General features: G+C 41.6%; 12 protein-coding genes and 2 tRNA genes. 9 read left to right on the top strand and 5 right to left on the bottom strand.

What is annotated here, in order from left to right:
* The first annotated feature begins 5 nt into the window (after positions 1-5).
* From menB to WDV75_RS13075, 4 genes are all read left to right on the top strand, one after another.
* On the top strand, positions 6-863 hold the full coding sequence (gene menB / locus WDV75_RS13090; protein WP_273570374.1) for a 1,4-dihydroxy-2-naphthoyl-CoA synthase: 858 nt from the start codon (positions 6-8) through the stop codon (positions 861-863).
* A gap of 16 nt (positions 864-879) precedes the next feature.
* A complete protein-coding gene (menC, locus tag WDV75_RS13085; RefSeq protein WP_273570389.1) occupies positions 880-1,860 on the top strand; it encodes an o-succinylbenzoate synthase in 981 nt (326 codons plus the stop codon).
* Positions 1,851-3,272, top strand: a complete 1,422-nt coding sequence (gene menE / locus WDV75_RS13080; protein ID WP_273570373.1) for an o-succinylbenzoate--CoA ligase — start codon at positions 1,851-1,853, stop codon at positions 3,270-3,272. Before menC ends, menE begins: the two co-directional genes overlap by 10 nt.
* 125 nt (positions 3,273-3,397) lie before the next feature.
* Positions 3,398-3,940 (top strand): YfaZ family outer membrane protein, encoded by a 543-nt coding sequence (locus WDV75_RS13075; protein WP_189758189.1) that lies wholly within the window; start codon positions 3,398-3,400, stop codon positions 3,938-3,940.
* Between the two features lie 66 nt (positions 3,941-4,006).
* Here WDV75_RS13075 and tyrP read toward each other — a convergent pair whose 3' ends face one another.
* On the bottom strand, positions 4,007-5,212 hold the full coding sequence (tyrP, locus tag WDV75_RS13070; RefSeq protein WP_273570372.1) for a tyrosine transporter TyrP: 1,206 nt from the start codon (positions 5,210-5,212) through the stop codon (positions 4,007-4,009).
* A gap of 463 nt (positions 5,213-5,675) precedes the next feature.
* Here tyrP and WDV75_RS13065 point away from each other — a divergent pair, with 463 nt between their 5' ends.
* Positions 5,676-6,773: an acyltransferase family protein gene (locus tag WDV75_RS13065; RefSeq protein WP_273570371.1), complete on the top strand. Its 1,098-nt coding sequence runs from the start codon at positions 5,676-5,678 to the stop codon at positions 6,771-6,773.
* 179 nt (positions 6,774-6,952) lie between these two features.
* On the opposite strand, the gene WDV75_RS13060 is transcribed toward WDV75_RS13065, so the two are convergent.
* Both WDV75_RS13060 and WDV75_RS13055 read right to left on the bottom strand, forming a co-directional pair.
* Positions 6,953-7,028 (bottom strand) — tRNA-Thr (locus WDV75_RS13060).
* A 6-nt stretch (positions 7,029-7,034) separates the two neighbouring features.
* A tRNA-Ser gene (locus WDV75_RS13055) sits at positions 7,035-7,122 on the bottom strand.
* Between the two features lie 212 nt (positions 7,123-7,334).
* Here WDV75_RS13055 and rcsD point away from each other — a divergent pair.
* Positions 7,335-10,070 carry a phosphotransferase RcsD gene (gene rcsD / locus WDV75_RS13050; RefSeq protein WP_273570370.1) on the top strand — a complete coding sequence of 912 codons (2,736 nt, stop codon included), beginning with the start codon at positions 7,335-7,337 and terminating at the stop codon, positions 10,068-10,070.
* 1 nt (position 10,071) lies between these two features.
* Positions 10,072-10,722, top strand: a complete 651-nt coding sequence (rcsB, locus tag WDV75_RS13045; RefSeq protein ID WP_273570369.1) for a response regulator transcription factor RcsB — start codon at positions 10,072-10,074, stop codon at positions 10,720-10,722.
* A gap of 87 nt (positions 10,723-10,809) precedes the next feature.
* Here the strand turns inward: rcsB and rcsC are convergent, their stop codons facing one another.
* Both rcsC and gyrA read right to left on the bottom strand, forming a co-directional pair.
* A complete protein-coding gene (gene rcsC, locus WDV75_RS13040; protein WP_273570368.1) occupies positions 10,810-13,653 on the bottom strand; it encodes a two-component system sensor histidine kinase RcsC in 2,844 nt (947 codons plus the stop codon).
* A gap of 164 nt (positions 13,654-13,817) precedes the next feature.
* Positions 13,818-16,436, bottom strand: coding sequence for a DNA topoisomerase (ATP-hydrolyzing) subunit A (gene gyrA, locus WDV75_RS13035; RefSeq protein WP_273570367.1), 2,619 nt, complete (start codon positions 16,434-16,436; stop codon positions 13,818-13,820).
* Between the two features lie 208 nt (positions 16,437-16,644).
* Here gyrA and ubiG point away from each other — a divergent pair, with 208 nt between their 5' ends.
* Both ubiG and nrdA read left to right on the top strand, forming a co-directional pair.
* A complete protein-coding gene (gene ubiG / locus WDV75_RS13030) occupies positions 16,645-17,379 on the top strand; it encodes a bifunctional 2-polyprenyl-6-hydroxyphenol methylase/3-demethylubiquinol 3-O-methyltransferase UbiG (protein WP_189758196.1) in 735 nt (244 codons plus the stop codon).
* 428 nt (positions 17,380-17,807) lie between these two features.
* Positions 17,808-20,099, top strand: coding sequence for a class 1a ribonucleoside-diphosphate reductase subunit alpha (nrdA, locus tag WDV75_RS13025; RefSeq protein ID WP_273570366.1), 2,292 nt, complete (start codon positions 17,808-17,810; stop codon positions 20,097-20,099).

Raw genomic sequence — 20,099 nt, 5'->3', positions numbered from 1 at the left:
CAATAATGCATTACCCAAGCGAAGAAAAATTATATGCCCCTATTGAGTGGCAAGATTGTTCCCAAGGGTTTGAAGATATTCTCTACCATAAATCCACAGATGGCATTGCCAAGATTACGATTAATCGCCCACAAGTGCGTAATGCATTCCGCCCCCTGACCGTCAAAGAGATGATTCAGGCGTTGGCAGATGCCCGTTATGACGAAGCAATTGGAACGATTATTCTGACAGGAATGGGAGAAAAAGCGTTTTGTGCTGGAGGCGACCAAAAAATCCGTGGTGATTATGGTGGTTATAAAGATGACAGCGGAACACATCATCTGAATGTATTAGATTTTCAGCGGCAGATCCGTACCTGTCCAAAACCTGTCGTTGCCATGGTTGCGGGATATGCCATTGGCGGCGGGCATGTCCTGCATTTGATGTGTGATTTGACCATTGCGGCGGATAATGCCATTTTTGGTCAAACTGGCCCTAAAGTCGGTTCTTTTGATGGTGGCTGGGGGGCATCGTATATGGCGCGGATCGTAGGACAGAAAAAGGCGCGCGAGATCTGGTTCCTATGCCGCCAATATAATGCTAAAGAGGCACTGGATATGGGACTGGTGAACACCGTTGTACCTTATGCCAAATTGGAAAAAGAGACGGTGCGCTGGTGTCGTGAAATGCTGGAAAACAGCCCAATGGCGTTGCGTTGCCTGAAGGCGGCATTGAACGCAGATTGCGATGGTCAGGCGGGTTTACAGGAATTGGCGGGTAATGCCACTATGCTGTTCTACATGACCGAAGAAGGGAAGGAAGGGCGCAATGCGTTCAACGAAAAACGCCATCCTGATTTCAGTAAGTTCAAGCGTAATCCGTAATAAGTTGTCATCCATTATGCGTAAAGCAACTTTGTACCAATTCAGCCTGCCTATGGAGGCAGGTATCATTTTGCGTTATCAGCGCCTGAAAACCCGTGACGGGTTTTTGGTGCACTTGCAGGAAAATGGACAAGACGGTTGGGGAGAGATTTCCCCATTGCCTGAATTTAGCCATGAAACGCCTGAACAAGCTAAAGCATCGGCGGTGGAATGGCTGCAACACTGGTGTCTGGGGACACAGCCAGAAGAGAGCGATCTGCCTTCCGTTGCGTTTGGCCTAAGCTGTGCACTGGCTGAATTACGGGGAGAGTTACCCGAAACAGCTAATTATTGCAAGGCGCCGTTATGTACCGGCGATCCTGATGATGTGATCCTGCGTTTGGGTAATATGGCAGGTCAGAAGATTGCTAAAGTGAAAGTGGGGCTGTATGAAGCTGTACGGGATGGCATGGTAGTCAATGTGATGCTTGAAGCGGTGCCTGATCTCCGATTGCGATTAGATGCTAACCGTAGTTGGACACGTACAAAAGCAGAAGGTTTCGCTAAGTATGTCAATCCAGATTATCGGCACCGAATTGCTTTTATCGAAGAACCCTGCAAAACCAGGGATGAATCTCTGGCGTTTGCTCGTGAAACGGGTATCGCCATTGCATGGGATGAAAGTGTCCGTGAAGCCGGTTTTACTGTAGAAGCTCAGGAGGGTGTTTCTGCTATTATCATCAAACCAACATTGACAGGCAGTATTGACCGTTGCCGTCAATTAATTACTGAAGCACATCAGTTAGGGTTAGAGGCTGTTATTAGCTCCAGCATTGAAACTAGCTTTGGCTTGACACAATTGGCGCGTCTTGCGCAATGGCTCACACCTGATTCACTTCCGGGTTTGGATACTTTGGATCTTATCCAGTCACAACTTATTCGTTGTTGGCCAGAGAGCCATATGCCATGTGTCATGCTGGAGAAGCTGGCTATGGTGTGGAGTCATAAATGTCAGTAATAGAGTGGACTCAATGGCCGTGGCAGCATTGGGCTGCATCCTTACCTGAAAAACAGGCTATTCAGTTAGATGATGAGCAACTAACCTGGCATCAATTAACGCAACGTATCAATGCTATTGCTGTCCATTTCCACCAACAGGGTGTGGTGGAAGGTAGTGGTGTGATCCTGAGAGGTAAAAACAGCGCGGAACTTCTGTTATGTTACCTGGCTATCCTGCGATGTGGTGCCAGAGCGTTACTTCTTAATCCTCAGTTACCTGATCGGTTGCTGGCGGAGCTATTGCCTCATCTCAATATGGATTATGGGGTGGATTTCACGAACTCGCCTTCGCCTGTTATGCCAGTTAAGAGACTTGACTGGCAACAAAAGTTTCCGGCGAAACATGATGAGCGTGCAAAAAACAACCTGTTGGTGATGTGGGAAAGTCAACGCCCTGCCAGCATGATCCTGACCTCTGGCTCTTCTGGGTTACCCAAGGCTGCGGTACACGCCATAGGTGCTCATCTTGCCAGCGCTCAAGGTATTCTTTCCTGTATGGATTTTCAGCCAGATGATAGTTGGTTACTGTCATTGCCCTTGTTTCATGTTTCAGGCCAGGGGATCCTTTGGCGTTGGTTACAAACAGGCGCAACATTAGTGCTGAGGGATTTACACCCGCTGGATCGTGCGCTGTCTGGTTGTACCCATGCATCACTTGTACCTACTCAACTGTGGCGTTTGCTGGAACAACCCCACAACTATCCATTGACATTAAAAGAAGTGTTATTGGGAGGCGCAATGATACCGACGTCACTGCCCCAACGGGCTGAAGAACTGGGTATTCGTTGTTGGTGTGGCTATGGGTTGACAGAAATGGCATCCACTGTTTGCGCAAAACGCGCTGATGGGTTGCCTGGGGTAGGCAATCCGCTCCCCGGAAAATCCATTCGCTTAGTCGATGAAGAAATTCAGCTCCGTGCTGATAGTATCGCGATGGGTTATTGGGTTAATGGAGAATTGCAGCCATTGGCAGATAACGAAGGATGGTTTTCAACCCGTGATCGAGGCGTATTTGAACAGGGAGAGTTGCGGATTTTAGGGCGTCTCGATAACCAATTCTTTAGTGGTGGGGAGGGTATCCAGCCAGAAGATATTGAGCGGATCATTAACCAACATCCTCAAATTGAACAGAGTTTTGTTGTTCCCATTCCTGATATTGAATTCGGTCATCGGCCAGTAGCGGTAATTGAAACTCAGTATCCTGCACTAACAGAGACAATTATTGATTGGCTTGCGGATAAAACCGCGGCTTTCCAGCGGCCTGTTGCCTGTTATGTGTTACCTGCTCAACTGAAAAATGGCGGAATAAAGGTTTCTCGCCAACAAGTTATGCAGTGGATAACGGAGATAAATAGTAAATCTAATAAATGATAACGTTATTTACGTATCTTTATAAATCTAAACATTTCCTTGCTTTTTTGTCGTCTATGTCTCCGCATCGGTTTAAGTACAATACCTTAGCCCATATAGGCATTGATTCATTAAAGGACAAGATTATGAAAGGCTTTATTGCTATTGGCGCCGCTAGTTTGCTCTTTATAGCTGGCTCAGCAAATGCTTTCTCTATAGATGCTCAAGTGGGAAAACACAGTACCAGCACCTCAGTGGGGATTGGTGATAAATATGCCGGCCTGTCTCTGACGGGTAACTGGACTCGCAGTGACCACAATGGCCAGCTTGGCAGTTTAGGTTTAGGCTTCGGTCTGCCATTGGGCCCATTAGCTGCAAATGTTGGCGCGAAAGGGCTTTATTTGTCCCCCAAAGATGGGAAAGATGGCGCCGCATTGGCTGTCGGTGCTGGCCTTAGTTGGGCTGTGACTTCTTCTTTATCGCTGTATGGGGAGGCCTATGGTTCACCATCAGGCTTAACATCAGGCATGGATTCTTATACGGAAGCGACAGGGGGAGTGCGTTATACGCTTTTCAGACCGCTGAGTGTAGATGTTGGCTACCGTGTCATTGATATACGGGGTAGTCATGGTCACCGTAATAACAAGGTTTCTGACGGTTTTTATGTTGGCGCTGGCTTGAGCTTTTAATTAAACGAAAATGCTGCAAGGTTATCCGCGTCAGTATTAATGCGGATAACCTTCGACAGGATAAACTTACCCTATGTTTGGCAATATACCTGTAACAATGCCAATTTGAATGGCAATCACTGCAAGTCCACACAGGAAAACAAAGACTAATGCAGGCTTACCCCCCATGACACGATAACTGCCCTGGTTTTCTTTACGGCTACGCCAAACCAGCAAGCAAGGCAATAACAGGGCGAGAATAGAGAGGGCAACAGCCGCAAATGTCAGTGCCATAACAAAATTAGGGTAATACAGTGCACAGAACAAGGGAGGAGCAAAAGTCATTAACCCTGTTTGTAAACGCCCTTTGGCGTGATTACGGCGCTTAAACAGGTCAGCAAGGTAATCAAATAATCCTAAGGCAACACCGAGAAACGAGGTAGCTAGCGCGAGATCAGCAAACAGATGAACGGCAAACTCCACTTTAGGTACAGCGACAATCTCTCTGACTGCTTTCAATAATCCATTCAGGCCAGACTCTTGTGCGAGAATGCCAACAAATGTATTTGAAGAAATCGCGCCGAGCGTCACCAATTGCCACAGAATATAGGCTAACAGGGGAATGGCACTGCCAATAACAAAGATTTTCCGTAGCTTGTTGGTGTCGCCTCCCATATAGGCAACGATGCTTGGCACACTCCCGTGAAACCCGAATGAAGTAAAAATAACCGGTATAGCAGAGAGTGCTAATCCTTGCTCAATGGGCATGGAGATCAGGTTGATTTTATCAACATGAGGCATCATGACGCCGAGTACGATCACCAGAAAAACAATTTTAGCAGTAAACAGCAGGCGGTTAATCAAATCGACAGATTGGGTGCCAATACAGACGACCCCACCACCAATAATAGTAAAAATGATGATCCCAGCAGAGACAGAAATGGGTTTATCTAACCAAGAAGAGAGGGAAGCCGCCAGTAACTCACCCGCACCACTAATATAAGCTGTTGTCAGGGCATACATAAGGAAAAGCATACTAAAGCCAGTCAACACCTGCCCACCTAACCCAAGGTAGCGTTTCGCGATAGTTCCTAATCCAGTATTAAACTCATTATGTTGATACACTTCCACGAGCAAGAGTGCTGTATAACTCATTAAAGCCCATAGGGCGACTAACATAGCAAATGTAGTTCCAAATCCCACACCTGCCGTTGCCAATGGCATTGCTAACATTCCTGCGCCAATCGTCGTTCCAGCAACGATAAAAATACTGCCAATAGTGCGATTTTTCACGCGATCCTCATTTCTGAATATGTTGAGAAATAGTTATAAGACTTGCAGGTTAAATGATTGATTTATGTCTGTCAAATATATATTACACAGTGTGTAAATAAATAATTACATTTTTGGTGGCATTGAATAAGGCGTTATCAAGCTATGTGATTCGGAGAAAATCACTAAGAAAGCAGAAGCATATTAAGTTAAAAAACAACCAGAAACTTCTTTGTTGAGTAACATAATTTATTCGTGTTCTAAATGATGTTATGGCCTGGATGTGGGAATATAGCTAACAAGGACAATGAAGTAGCAAATTGAAAGAGTAAATTGATAGGATACCAGAGCTGGAATGATACCCTCCAGTTTGTTGATGATCTTGGTGAGATAAGGGATATAGCAGTGATGATTCGAGTGATACAATACTTTCCTTTGCATTTTTTAATGCATGTTTTTCATATATAATTCAAGAGGTTATAGTGTGAAATTTAGGCCTGACATCAATGGGTTAAGAGCTATCGCGGTATTGTTGGTTGTTTTTTACCATGTACATTTCCCAGTCCCGGGAGGATTTGTAGGCGTAGATGTTTTTTTCGTTATATCTGGATTTTTGATAACTTCAATAATCGAGAAAGAAATAAGAACGGGGGTATTTTCTTTTGGTAATTTCTATAGCCGAAGGGCAAAAAGATTATTACCAGCATTTATTTTTATGTTAATACCTTTATTTATATATTGTTGGTATAATTTATTAGCGGTTGACTTGGTATCATTTTCAAAAAGTGCATTATTTTCTATCATTGGAGCTAGTAATTTTTATTTCTACAGTATTCCTAACTATATTATCTTATCTGGCAGAGAGCCTCTTATTCACACGTGGTCATTATCAATAGAAGAACAATTTTACTTGATCTGGCCTGTCATGCTCTTTCTTCTTTATAAGAAAAAAGATCTCCGTATAAATTTTGTTATTTTATCGGTGGTTTTATTTTTATCCCTATTTTCAGCACAGTATTGTGTCATTCATGATAAGCACTTGGCCTATATGATGTTGCCTTTTCGGTTTTTTGAGCTACTGTCGGGTGCAGTATTGGCCATTAACTATAGAAGAATCAAAGTAAAGGATGAATGGATTCATGTGACATCGGTTTTAGGATTTTTTCTGATATTATCAAGTGCTTTTCTTATTAATAAAAATAGTCAATTTCCCGGATTTTTATCTTTACCCGTTGTTATAGGGGCGACACTATTTATAGTATCATATAATGGAAATAAGTTTGGGATTTTCAACAGAATACTTTCAAACTCAATAATTTCATATATAGGGAAGGTATCATATTCTTTTTATCTTTGGCATTGGCCTATAATTATGTTTTCAAGATACAGAGGAATAGAGTTAAATAAAATTAATTCAAGTGTTATTATCGTTATTTCATTTTCCGTAGCATGTTTAAGCTATCACTTTGTTGAAAAACCATTCAGAAGGCTTAATTATAGAAAATACACACTGCCATTTTTTTATCTCTTGTCAGTTTTATTATTAATGGTTATTTCCATTGTGATAACTAAAAACAATTGAGGCGGAAGTGCATAACGAGTCATGGTGAGCTGGGACCCAATCGAAGTGCTCGCTTTATCGCCAATTGGTTCACTGGGGACGCCAAAAAGATCGACGCCCTGATAATCTATCATGACGCATTTATGTCATAATCAACTATCAGGGCGTTCGCTTCAACATTATAACATGTTGATTTTATATGGTGCCGGCTACCGGAGTCGAACTGGTGACCTACTGATTACAAGTCAGTTGCTCTACCAACTGAGCTAAGCCGGCGAAATTTGGCGGAAGGATAGAGATTCGAACTCTAGGATGGTTTCCCATCGGCGGTTTTCAAGACCGCTGCCTTCGACCGCTCGGCCATCCTTCCATGGCGCGAGATTATGCCTATATCATTTTGATGTGTCTAGCCCCAAAAGAAAAAAAATTGTGTTTTTTTTACTGTTTGCTCAATCTTCGATCTGCAATGGCCTTTTCATTGGCTAACCTGCTAATATTAAGCACAGTACACCGGCTTATTTAGCGACGATTCAATGTCGTATTGAACAAAATATATTCATACTAAAGGCAACCATCCAAAGAATGTATAAACAACCACCTATCAAGCCATCTGCTATTCCTCGTTTTTACGCGTTATTTGTTACTTTGCTTTTTACGTCTCTATTTTTATTCGGGTATAACTATTTTGATATTTGGTTGATGGAGAAAAAATATGCTATCAGTAGTGTAACCGCTAAGATGAGATTGCAGATTAAAGATTATCGTTACCATGCCAGTCATATTTTTGAGCAGTCAAATACTCTGCCAATCTCCTCTCAGGAGAATACGCCATTGTTTAAATTGCGTCCCGATGTCTATTGGTTAGAAAATCGTTATCAGTCTGTTGATGCCATTATTTTTGGTCAATATAACGACTCAAGTGTCCAACTTGCTGAGCATTTATCTGGCTATTTGGATATTCTCTGGGGAGCCCATAATGAATACTTGTCTATGTACTACCTCAATGGGCAGGATAATAATTTGTTATTGATAACAACCTATCCGATTCTAAAACCAGAAATCAGGTTCAAAGAGAGCTATCTGACGTTGAATTCTGAAACCAAACGCACCGAGATGTTGGAGCAGTCTTCTGCTTTGGAAGAAAAAGAGAGTATTTCTTCCATTAATGTATTACGTGGTGAAAATATTTATTTCTACACCTATAAAGCTGCATTTAATGCAACAGGGCAATTAACCACCATTATTGCTTTTGATTTACCCATTAATAATCTCCTGCCGGTTGATATGTCACCAGCAGACTTCCGATTGACTGCGATCAATTTACATGAACCCGAAGCTTCCGATAAAGCTGAGGTTTCATTGAACGGCTTTTGGTTAGAATTTTCTCAGCCTCTTGATGTCATGCCGTATAAATTGATTTATCAAGTTCCATTGAAGGCATTGATTGTAGATTTGTTGTTCAGGAATGTCTGGCTTTTGCTTTCGATATTGTTTTTCTTTCTGTTTTCTTTAAGTGGGTTATTCTATATCCGTAGGCGATATATTGCACCGAATGCGGCTATGGATCATGAACTGAAAATTAGGAATACCCTAAATGGTGATATTATCTCCAATATTCCTGTTGGCGTCGTGGTTTATGATTTTGAATCAAATCAAGTAATGATAATGAATAAAATTGCGGAGCAGTTAATACCCCATCTGGATTTGAATAAAGTGAGAACGATGGCGCAACAACATCATGGTGTCATTCAGACATCCATTGACGAAGCGGTTTATGAAGTAAAAATGTATAACAATAGCTTATTACCAGAAACTTACCTGTTTTTACTGCAAGACAAAGATCAGGAAATTTTGGCAAATAAACGATTGCAATTTGCTCATCGTGAATATGATAAAAGTATTCAGATCAGGCGTTCTATGCTTTCAAATATTAATAATGAAATAAAAGAACCTGTTAGTAGTATTAATGATATTACCAACCAATTGCAGCAACTGTCACAAGATGAAAATAGGCAAAAGCTATTAGGTAAGTTATTAGATAAAACAAAATATATCACCGAATGGGTTGAAAATGTTTCGTTACTCAATGAGTTGGAGTTGGGAGATTGGCAGCCGGAAAACGAAATATTTTCCCTATCTTCACAATTAGAAGATATTTTGAAAACCTCTTTGCCGGTATTAAATGCCAAAGGTTTGAGAGTTTATTATCATTTTAATATTTCTCGTGAGTCTTTATTCATAGGAGATAAAGCAGCATTAAGTAAAATTGTTACATTGCTATTTAATTATGCAATAACGATGACCAGCTATGGTAAAATATCATTGGTTGTTAACGGTTCAGGTAAGTATGATAACCAGATTCAGATTGAGTTGATGGATAGTGGCGCTGGTTTAAGTGAAAAAGATCTAACCAGCTTAACTTATCCTTTTCTGAACCAATCCGTACAAGATAAGTACTCTACAAATTCTGGCATGACTTTTTATTTATGTAATCAGTTGAGCAAAAGAATGGGAGGAAGCCTTGATATCAGAAGTAAGTTGGGGTTGGGAACACATTATGTTATCAATCTACCCCTATCGCACCATGATGATGAAAATAGCGAAACGCCTCCGCTTTTGGAAGGGATCACGGTTTTAACTGATATCAATAACCCTGAAATCAGCAAAATCGTCCATAATTATCTCAATAATTATGGTGCTGCATATTTTGATAAAAGAAAAGAAGGTATTACGGAAGAATACGATATTATCCTTACGGATAGGCTGTACAAAGAGGAAAAACAGTACAAACCTGAAAAACCAACTATATTATTAGTGGGGAGTTTAGCAGGATTTAAGCAGTTGAAGCCGGGAATGGTTCAGTGCAATTACAATCTTGCTGATGATATTATTAATGCAATATCGTTTCTGGTCGAAGAAAATTTCCGTTTAGATGGCACCGGAGAAACGCCTAAATCAGCAGATGATTTAGCTAATCGTGTTGATTTATTTGAGAATTTTGATAGTAGTATTTGTGATATCCTCAAAAGATATCAAACTCAGTTGGCAGACTGTGACTACAGGAAATTGTTTATAGAGACAGTACCTATGGACATTACCAGACTGTATACTGATGTAGAACGACATGATTTGATATCACTTTCGCAAACGGTACACCGCCTTAAGGGTGCATTTGCTATGTTAGATTTAAAATTTCTTAGGTCATCATGTGAGGCGTTGGAAAAACACATAGCAGACAATAATGAAGTAGAAATTAAAAATAGCATCAGCTTCATTGATTCTTTTGTCATAAAGCTGTTGCAGCAAGGTAACCAATAATATGAATAACCTTAATGTCATTATTGCCGATGACCATCCCATCGTTTTGTTTGGCATCCGCAAGTCACTTGAACAAATTGAGTGGATTAATGTAGTTGGTGAATTTGAAAATTCAACGACGCTCATTAATAGCTTGCCACATATAGAAGCAGATGTGCTCATAACCGACTTGTCAATGCCTGGGGATAAATATGGTGATGGTATCACTCTGATAAAATATATTAAACGTCATTATCCAACATTGGCAATCATTGTTCTTACAATGAACAATAATCCGGCTATTTTAAGCGCTATACTTGAGCTTGATATTGAGGGAATTGTGTTAAAGCAAGGAGCACCAACAGATTTACCTAAAGCACTTTCTGCTTTGCAAAAAGGTAGGCAATTTACACCTGAAAGTGTTTCTAAGTTACTTGAAAAGGTTAATGCTAATGGCTATGGGGATAAACGTTTATCTCCTAAAGAGAGTGAAGTCCTGCGTTTATTTGCTGAAGGCTTTCTTGTTACTGATATTGCCAAAAAACTCAATCGCAGTATTAAGACAATAAGCAGCCAGAAGAAATCAGCCATGATAAAACTGGGAGTCGATAACGATATCGCATTGCTTAACTATTTATCTTCCGTCACTATCGACAAAGATATTGGTAACTAACTAATGTGTTATCTTTTTTAATGGAAAGTCGGTAGCAGTGAGTGGTTGCCGATTTTCCATCATTCATAGCTCAATATGTATTGAGTTTTAAATATCACTGTATTTTATTAATGTTTCTTTTAATATAGCTAGTGATACAGGTTTTGATAGGCAGTCATTCATGCCCATATTAACGCAACGCTGTTTTTCTTCTGCAAGTGCATTGGCTGTGATGCCGATAATCGGTTTAGTATAACCTTTGCCTCTCAAGTATTGGGCAAGTTCATATCCATCCATATTTGGCATGTTAACATCCGTTAGAATAATATCTGGGGAGTTGTTTTGCAGGTATTCAATGGCTTCAACACCATCATTAGCCATTGATGCGCTAAATCCTATTGAGTTCAATTGATTGACCAATAAATTCTGATTGATAGGATGGTCATCAACGACCAATACTTTAACCGTATTTAAGAAAATATCCGTTTGGACCGTTTTATTTGGAGCAGAGGTTGTTGATACAAAAATAGCTGGTAAGTCAGCATGCTTCACCAACAATTTATCCAGCATACTATCCAGCCCATTCAGTTCATAAGTATTATAGAGCCAATAATTTTCTCGGATCTGTTTTGGCGAGCCAATATGTTTTTCTGATATTTCTATAAAGTAACATATAGAAATGTTGGGATTATTAGCTCTATCGCTAATTAGTATTTCTGTGCCATCTAGTTGGCTTTCGTCATAGAGGGCAACTTGGAAATGATTTTGTGTAAGAAAATTTTGCAAATATTTTTCCAGAAAGTCATTATGAATATTTAACAAAATCCTCTTTTGTGCCCTTTGGTTGGATAGTTGTTTGGTATGATATTGAGTGCCATACAAAGGAAGACGGATAGAAAAGATACTGCCAACATATTTTTGTGAGACGAATTCAATATCACCATCCATCAAATTAATCAGTTTTTCACAAATAGCCAATCCTAATCCTGTGCCTTGTGAGGAATTTTCTTTATTGGCACTGACTTGGAAGAAGGGTTCGAATAATTGAAATTGTAATTTATCCTCGATCCCAAGCCCGGTATCTTTAATGCTGACATACAAATAACCATGCCTTGAACTAACTTCTATGACAACATACCCAGATGCTGTGAATTTAATCGCATTGTTCAGTAAATTAGAGATAATTTGTTGTAGCCTTACAGGATCATTACGCATGATATCAGGGATATCGGGTTGAATATAGCAGTATAAGCTTAAGCCTTTTTTAGCAATTAGGGGAAGGTAGTTTGAAATCACATGTGACAATATTTCTTTGCAACTAAAATCTTTGGGTTCAATTTTTAATTGCTTAGATTCTATCTTCGAAAAGTCGAGAATATCACTGATGATTTTCAACAATAGTGATGATGAATTATTCATTGTTGCCAGTAATCGGGTAGGTTCTGGTGGTAATGTATGGGATTGCATTAACTCTAGATTACCAATAATGCCATATAGCGGTGTCCTTAATTCATGGCTGACTGTGGCAAGGAACATCGATTTTGCTTGGTTGGCTTGTTCTGCTGCTGAGGCCATTTCTTGCAATGATTTTTCCATTTTTACACGGGCGCTGACATCGATCAGTACACAGATGGCAACTTCTTCATTACGATAACGTGAGTGTACGAAACTAATTTGTAGGTGATTATTATTACTGGTGACGACATCAATATAGCTGCTGGTTTTATCACAAATAATATCGACAATGCGTTTTTGATCCTCGTACGTTAACATTCGGGTATAATTATGAGCTAATTCATTACTTAAGATGCTAACGCCATCACTGATCCTTAAGATACTTATTCCCACAGGGGCAGAGGCGACAATTTTATGGTTAAACTGTTCATGCTCTTCAAGGCGAATAGCATTTTCCTCAGCTGGAGAAAACATTTTACGTTCAAACAGCCAAATGAAAAAGATAATCGCAATTGCAGAAATAATATTCAGGATGATACCATTAATTGCGCTGGCTTTTAGTTCGTCGTAAATATGTTTTAGTGGCAATGAGTAAACAATACGTAATGAAGAAGGCGATAAATTCCGCATTAATACCAGGCTAGTAAAATTTTCATCATAACCAAAATACATTGGCTGCGAGTTGGAGTTGGGGTTTATAACGAGGGGTTTATTATTAGTTTTTATAGAAAATTGCAATTCGGGCTGGCTTGATTCGTTTAGCATCATGACTGTAACAGGGCGTTCCCTTTTTTGCAAAAAAGATTCTAGCCTGATAAATTTTTCGATACCTATGATCCCTGTCATGTGCCCATTAATATAAATAGGTGTAAAAACATAAAGATTACCGCTATCCGCTTTGGGGCTAGGTTGGATCCAAAAGAGCGCTCTTTCATTGTTTTGTTCTCTCATGTTGATCAACCTGCGAGTATTCTCGTAGATCATTTTTTTTAATGCATCAGGTTCTGTGATATTGTTATGAGGGAAAAAATTCACCATGCATTTGCTTTTTACTCCAATGAAAAAAGTTTGATTTATACTGCGTATAGCAGCAATATTATCTTTCCAAAGTGCAATCAACTGCTCTAATGAATATAAATTATTATGAGTGGTTCTACGTAATAGTTCACAATCGGAATTCTCATCCAACGGAATATACGAAAGAATATCGTTATTATGCGGTACGATTGTTTGATTTTTATCATTATCTTGTGATAAATGCTTTTCCGCCATAAATTGAATATCTCGCAAGATATTGGCGATATGTCGTATATGAGAAAAAGCGATATCGTAGTTGGCATTATATTCTTGACGAATATCTGATTTGAGTGCATTAAAAAGACTTGTCAAATAAAAGCTGGTTAATAAGGCTCCAAGCGCCCATAGCATAAATCCAAGCACCCGAAAAAGATAACGTGATATCTTTAGTGACGTCCGAAAAGAAGATAGATATCTCAAGAGATCGCCTGATAAATATATGATTAATATTAACTGTTCACAGCATATACTAGTGTAGCAGGGAATACAAAGCAGCATTTACATCTTGCTCATTCTTCGTCAAAAAATTGAACAAAAAAAAGCAGGCACTTAAATGCCTGCTTCTCTTTTAACTCACGATCTTTTTATTCGCTATTTCCTTCATCAGAAGGCGCCGCTACATTTTCATCATCGTCATCTGGCTCAGCTACGCGCTGCAAGCCAACGACTTGTTCGTTTTCGGCTGTGCGGATCAGGGTGACACCTTGCGTATTGCGGCCAACAACACTGACCTCAGAAACACGGGTACGTACTAATGTGCCTCCATTAGTAATCATCATGATCTGATCCGTCGGTTCTACCTGAATTGCGCCGATCACATTGCCATTACGTTCGCTGACTTTGATGGAAATAACCCCTTGGGTAGCCCTCGATTTCGTCGGATATTCGCCTTCGGCAGTGCGCTTGCCATAACCATTTTCAGTGACGGTCAGGATTTCTCCTTGCCCACGAGGAATGATCAGGGAAACAACTTTATCGCCTTCACTGAGTTTGATACCGCGAACCCCAGTTGCAGTGCGTCCCATTGCACGTACACCTTTTACGCGAACAGTACCATCTTCCAGTGTTTCTTCCTCTTCTTCCAGAAAACGAACAACTTTACCTTGTGCAGAGAACAGCATGACCTCATTGCTGCCGTCTGTCAGGTCAACGCCGATTAGCTCATCTCCTTCGTTCAGATTCACGGCAATGATACCGGCACTGCGTGGACGGCTGAATTCGCTAAGCTTGGTTTTCTTAACAATACCACTGGCTGTTGCCATGAAGATATTTAGCCCATCTTCATATTCACGCACCGGTAAAATAGCGGTAATACGTTCGTTCTGATCCAATGGCAGAAGGTTGACAATTGGGCGACCGCGAGCACCACGGCTCGCTTCCGGTAATTGATAGACCTTCATCCAGTACATTTTGCCTTTGTTTGAGAAACAAAGGATAGTGTCGTGGGTATTGGCTACCAGTAAGCGCTCAATGAAATCTTCTTCTTTGGTACGTGCGGCTGACTTGCCTTTGCCGCCCCGACGCTGAGCTTCATAATCGGACAGTGGCTGATATTTGACATACCCTTGATGGGACAAGGTAACGACAACATCTTCCTGATTGATCAGGTCTTCAATGTTAATATCGGCTGAATTCTCAGTCAGCTCAGTCCGGCGGGCATCGTTATATTGCCCTTTGATAAGTAGCAATTCTTCACGAATGACTTCCATCAAACGTTCTGGGCTTTCCAAAATGAACAACAGTTCTGCAATGGCTTTCAGCAGATCACGGTATTCATTTAACAGTTTTTCATGCTCAAGGCCGGTCAGTTTTTGTAGACGCAAATCCAAAATAGCCTGTGCTTGCTGTTCGGTCAGGTAATATTTACCGTCATGGATACCGTATTCGGGTTCCAGCCATTCCGGGCGAGCCGCATCATCACCCGCTTGTTCCAGCATCGAGGCAACATTACCCAATTCCCACGCCTGGGAAACCAAGCTGGCTTTTGCTTCAGCAGGCGTGGAGGCTCTGCGGATTAATTCGATAACAGGATCGATATTCGCCAGGGCAACAGCCAATGCTTCAAGGATATGGGCGCGTTCGCGCGCTTTGCGCAGTTCGAAAATTGTCCGGCGTGTAACGACTTCACGGCGGTGGCAAACAAAAGCAGAAAGAATATCTTTCAGGTTAAGTAACTTGGGCTGTCCTTGATGCAGGGCAACCATATTGATACCAAATGAAACCTGTAATTGCGTCAGTGAATACAGGTTATTCAGGACAACTTCACCAACAGCATCACGTTTTACTTCGATAACAATGCGCATGCCATCTTTATCGGACTCGTCACGCAGTGCACTGATCCCCTCAATGCGCTTCTCTTTGACCAGTTCAGCTATCTTTTCGATCAGGCGGGCTTTGTTGACCTGATAAGGGATTTCATTGACGATGATGGTTTCGCGGCCATTTTTCTCATCAGTTTCAATTTCTGCGCGGGCGCGGATATAAATTTTACCACGGCCTGTACGGTAGGCTTCCTGAATACCACGGCGCCCGTTGATAATAGCAGCCGTTGGGAAGTCCGGGCCTGGGATATGCTCCATCAAGCCTTCGATGCTGATATTTTCATCATCAATATAAGCCAGGCACCCGTCGATCACCTCAGATAAGTTATGAGGTGGAATGTTGGTTGCCATACCGACTGCAATTCCTGATGAACCATTCACCAATAAATTGGGGATACGGGTTGGCATTACCTCGGGAATGTGCTCTGTACCATCATAGTTGGGCACAAAGTCGACAGTTTCTTTCTCCAAGTCTGCCAGCAATTCATGGGCAATTTTTGCCATGCGTACTTCGGTATAACGCATCGCTGCTGCAGAATCACCATCTACTGATCCAAAGTTCCCCTGACCGTCAACCAGCATATAGCGCATGGAGAATGGTTGTGCCAGACGAACAATCGTGTCATAAACAGCGTTGTCACCATGTGGATGGTATTTACCGATAACATCCCCAACAACGCGGGCAGATTTTTTATAAGGTTTATTCCAATCATTTCCCAATACATTCATTGCGAAAAGTACGCGGCGGTGTACTGGCTTCAGTCCATCACGAACATCTGGTAGTGCGCGTCCAACAATAACGGACATCGCATAATCCAGATACGAGCTTTTCAGCTCTTCTTCGATATTGACCGGTGTGATTTCTCTGGCAATGTCGCTCATGGAGCCACTGTCCCTCATACTCCGAATTCAAAGGCTTAAATTATACCATAAAATGGCAGTTTTATAAAAACCTGACACGGGTATTTCAAGGTTAAGGTATGTATAATAGTTTCCTATCACACATCCCCATAATACTGTTACATTTTCTGTGAATCAGTTTGCTGTGAACCAGTTTGCTGTGAAGCAGTGCCTAGGAGCAATATTGCTGATGAACGTCAAAACTCCCGATTCACACATTCAATCCCATGCCAATGTGGATCAGCAGGAAATCGAAAAATTTGAAGCCGTTGCCTCTCGTTGGTGGGATCTTGAAGGCGAATTTAAGCCATTGCACCGTATCAATCCACTGCGATTGAACTACATTTTGCAACATGCTGATGGCCTTTTTGGTAAAAAAGTGCTGGATGTTGGATGTGGTGGCGGTATCTTGTCGGAAAGCATGGCGCGTGAAGGTGCGACAGTGACAGGGTTGGATATGGGGTTTGAACCCCTGCAAGTTGCCCGTTTGCATGCATTGGAGTCCGGTGTTTCCGTTGCTTATGTTCAGGAAACGGTAGAAAGTCACGCAGAACAACACCAACATGCTTATGATGTCGTGACTTGCCTGGAAATGCTTGAACATGTGCCAGATCCAGAGTCTGTAGTCCATGCCTGTGCCAAATTAGTCAAACCTGGTGGTCATGTGTTCTTTTCAACGATTAACCGGAACCGCAAAGCCTGGTTGATGGCAGTTGTTGGCGCTGAATATATATTGAACATGGTGCCAAAAGGAACACATGATGCGAAAAAATTTATTCGACCTTCTGAACTGATCAGTTGGATTGATAAGACTACTCTGAAAGAGCAACATATTATTGGTTTACATTACAATCCGTTAACAGACAAATTTCGGCTTGGACATAATGTAGACGTGAATTATATGCTACATACTCGATCTGTCTGACAAAGACAGTTAAGGGATTAATAAAACAGCAACTAAATATTATTTTTAAGATTTTATTTTCCCTGTTTCGCCGATAGCCTTATGAAAGTAACATCAAGTAACTACGCAGGTTATCGGCTTTTTACCAAAATTAATCCTCAAGTTATCCACAAAACTTCTCGATCTTGTACACTTGATAAAACCCGAAAATAACATTATCTTGTTATTACCGTTTTAATTACCCACTATATATTGTGTTTCTTGTCATCTTGTTGTAGCAACTTGTTATGTAGTCAGTATGTAGTAGCAAGTCGCAATAAGCAGTAGCAAAACAATAGTGAATTGTAGCTAAGCCCCAACTGGCCTTCAGCCATCTTGGGGGCATCGTGCTGTCAAGAGGTCAAGGAACAATATAGGTGGATACGAAAAGAGAGAAGGTGTATTTCCCCATGAACCAGAGTCTGCTAGTTACCAAACGTGATGGACATAAAGAACAAATTGATCTTGATAAAATTCACCGGGTTGTTGCCTGGGCTGCTGAAGGTCTGAAAAATGTCTCAGTGTCACAAGTAGAACTGCGTTCCCAGATTCAATTTTACGATGGCATCAAAACATCGGATATCCATGAAACTATGATCAAAGCTGCGGCTGACTTGATCTCCGGTGATGCTCCAGATTATCAGTATCTAGCGGCACGTCTGGCTATTTTTCACTTGCGTAAAAAAGCCTATGGTCAATTTGAGCCTCCTGCACTGTATGATCATGTCGTAAAAATGGTCAACCTGGGTAAATATGACAAACATTTGCTGGAAGACTATTCCAAAGAAGAGTTTGAGCAAATGGACAGTTTTATTGATCATTTGCGTGATATGGATTTCTCTTATGCAGCGGTCAAGCAACTGGAAGGGAAGTATTTAGTACAAAACCGTGTGACTGGCGAAATTTACGAAAGTGCCCAGTTCCTCTACATGCTGGTTGCTGCGTGCCTGTTTTCCACTTATCCGAAAGAAACGCGTTTGGATTATATCCGTCGTTTCTATGATGCAGTGTCTACTTTTAAAATTTCACTGCCAACGCCAATCATGGCGGGGGTTCGCACACCTACTCGCCAATTTAGCTCTTGTGTCCTGATTGAGTGTGGTGACAGCCTGGATTCTATCAATGCGACATCCAGCGCGATTGTTAAATATGTTTCCCAGCGTGCCGGCATTGGCGTAAATGCCGGTCGCATCCGTGCATTGGGTAGCCCAATTCGTGGTGGTGAAGCATTCCACACGGGGTGTATCCCATTCTACAAACATTTCCAGACTGCGGTGAAATCTTGTTCCCAGGGTGGTGTGCGTGGCGGTGCTGCAACACTGTTTTATCCACTTTGGCACCTAGAAGTTGAAAGCTTGCTGGTACTGAAGAACAACCGTGGTGTTGAAGGTAACCGTGTTCGTCATATGGACTACGGTGTACAAGTTAACAAACTGATGTATGAGCGCCTGATTAAAGGCGGAGATATTTCTCTGTTCAGCCCGTCTGATGTTCCGGGATTGTACGATGCATTCTTTGAAGATCAGGACGAATTTGAGCGTCTGTACACTCAATATGAAAATGACAGCAGTATCCGTAAAGAGAGCATTAAAGCGGTTGAGCTGTTCTCTTTGATGATGCAAGAGCGCGCTTCAACAGGCCGTATTTACATCCAGAACGTTGACCACTGCAATACCCATAGCCCGTTTAATCCGGCTATTGCACCTGTACGTCAATCGAATCTGTGCTTGGAAATTGCACTGCCAACTAAGCCGTTGAACAATATTAACGATGAAAATGGCGAAATTGCGCTGTGTACGCTGTCTGCTTTCAATTTGGGCGCCATCGAAAATCTGAGTGAATTGGAAGAGTTGTCGGAGTTGGCCGTTCGTGCACTGGATGCCTTACTGGATTATCAAGATTATCCCATTATCGCCGCAAAACAAGGTTCAATGGGGCGTCGAACTCTGGGTATTGGCGTAATTAACTTCGCTTATTATCTGGCAAAACACGGTGTACGTTATTCCGATGGCAGTGCTAACAATCTGACTCACAAAACGTTTGAAGCGATTCAATATTACCTGCTAAGAGCCTCAAATGAATTGGCGAAAGAGAAGGGTGCTTGTCCGTGGTTTGGTGAAACCACTTATGCACAAGGTATTTTGCCGATTGATACCTATAAAAAGACACTGGATACCCTGACCAGCGAGCCTTTGCACATGGATTGGGAAGCTCTGCGCCGTGACATTCAACAATACGGCCTGCGTAACTCAACATTGTCTGCATTGATGCCATCAGAGACTTCTTCGCAGATTTCTAATGCGACCAATGGCATTGAACCACCGCGTGGTTATATCAGTGTGAAAGCATCCAAAGACGGCATTTTGCGTCAGGTTGTACCAGATTACGAGCTTCTGAAAGGTGCTTACGAGCTGCTGTGGCAAATGCCGAGCAACGATGGTTACCTTCAGTTGGTAGGGATCATGCAGAAATTTATCGATCAGTCGATTTCGTCCAATACCAATTATGATCCGGCGCGTTTCCCTAATGGCAAGGTTCCGATGAACCAATTGCTGAAAGATTTGCTGCTTGCTTACAAATATGGCGTGAAAACGTTGTATTACCACAACACCCGTGATGGGGCTGAAGACGTTCAAGGTGATCTGGAAGAAGTTGTTGAGTCAGCAGATTCCGATTGTGAAGGCGGCGCGTGTAAGATTTAA

The organism is Xenorhabdus griffiniae, assembly GCF_037265215.1.
In the GTDB taxonomy this organism is placed as follows: domain Bacteria; phylum Pseudomonadota; class Gammaproteobacteria; order Enterobacterales; family Enterobacteriaceae; genus Xenorhabdus; species Xenorhabdus griffiniae.
The sequence above is the reverse complement of the archived record's forward strand: the minus strand, read 5'-3'. Positions and strand labels throughout refer to the sequence as shown.

Excerpts from the sequence above, each read along its gene's own strand:
- menB (WP_273570374.1), top strand. The coding sequence starts at position 6 with ATGCATTACCCAAGCGAAGAAAAATTATATGCCCCTATTGAGTGGCAA.
- menC (WP_273570389.1), top strand. The coding sequence starts at position 880 with ATGCGTAAAGCAACTTTGTACCAATTCAGCCTGCCTATGGAGGCAGGT.
- menE (WP_273570373.1), top strand. The coding sequence starts at position 1,851 with ATGTCAGTAATAGAGTGGACTCAATGGCCGTGGCAGCATTGGGCTGCA.
- WDV75_RS13075 (WP_189758189.1), top strand. The coding sequence starts at position 3,398 with ATGAAAGGCTTTATTGCTATTGGCGCCGCTAGTTTGCTCTTTATAGCT.
- rcsD (WP_273570370.1), top strand. The coding sequence starts at position 7,335 with ATGTATAAACAACCACCTATCAAGCCATCTGCTATTCCTCGTTTTTAC.
- rcsB (WP_273570369.1), top strand. The coding sequence starts at position 10,072 with ATGAATAACCTTAATGTCATTATTGCCGATGACCATCCCATCGTTTTG.
- gyrA (WP_273570367.1), bottom strand. The coding sequence starts at position 16,436 with ATGAGCGACATTGCCAGAGAAATCACACCGGTCAATATCGAAGAAGAG.
- ubiG (WP_189758196.1), top strand. The coding sequence starts at position 16,645 with ATGAACGTCAAAACTCCCGATTCACACATTCAATCCCATGCCAATGTG.
- nrdA (WP_273570366.1), top strand. The coding sequence starts at position 17,808 with ATGAACCAGAGTCTGCTAGTTACCAAACGTGATGGACATAAAGAACAA.